The following is a 703-nucleotide window of genomic DNA, read 5'->3' on the forward strand; positions in this document are numbered from 1 at the left end:
GGAGTCGCTGGGGACAAATCCTAATGGCTTATTGATGCAGGATATGTTTCCTGAGGACTTGTCTCATCCTGAAGCAGAGGTTTGGTCGAATTCCTCGGGTTTCTAAACTTAATGTCCACAGTCCGCTGACTGGAGCGTTCGGTGGTTTTTCCGTGGTCATCGTATTCTAGATATGATGCCTTTTTAAGCGATATTTATAAGGATCCAGAGACATTTTGTAGATATTCAATCGACCAATTGTCCTAGCTAAATTGACGATTTCTTCTTGATCTTCTTTAGGCATTTCACTCCCGATTCGAATTGAAGAGAGTGAGTCATTGATTGGGATGCTGTAGTAACCATTTTTATCTGAGCGGAGATTGGTTTCACTCTTTCTTTCAATGATGCGCCACTCTCGCTCATAGCGCCAGCATGGTGATTTGGTTGTTAGTGAATCTAGGCTTTCTGTGGCATCATACGCCTTAAGTCGAGTGTCAGTGATATGCACGTTTACAGCCGGTCGCTGGTTTGTGTATTTAACTTTTCGAAATTGCTGATTTAGGCGCTTCGTGCAAAAGCCTAAGAGGACGTCCAATAAAAGCTTAAATACGTAATTTGGGCTGTACGAGAGTGCTCGAATCTCGCATATAGTTTGGATGCGAGAAAACTACCCAAGCGATCTGACAGACAAAGAATGGGCACTACTTGAGCCACTCATTCCCGG

At 43.7% G+C, this 703-nt stretch carries 1 protein-coding gene; it reads right to left on the reverse strand.

The window, feature by feature from the left end:
• Positions 1-166: 166 nt before the first annotated feature.
• Positions 167-487: a hypothetical protein gene (locus QEH52_RS19985; RefSeq protein WP_425609305.1), complete on the reverse strand. Its 321-nt coding sequence runs from the start codon at positions 485-487 to the stop codon at positions 167-169.
• Positions 488-703 lie beyond the last annotated feature (216 nt).

The sequence above is a fragment of the Thalassobacterium maritimum genome (genome assembly GCF_031127805.1).
Classification (GTDB): Bacteria; Verrucomicrobiota; Verrucomicrobiia; order Opitutales; family Coraliomargaritaceae; genus Thalassobacterium; species Thalassobacterium maritimum.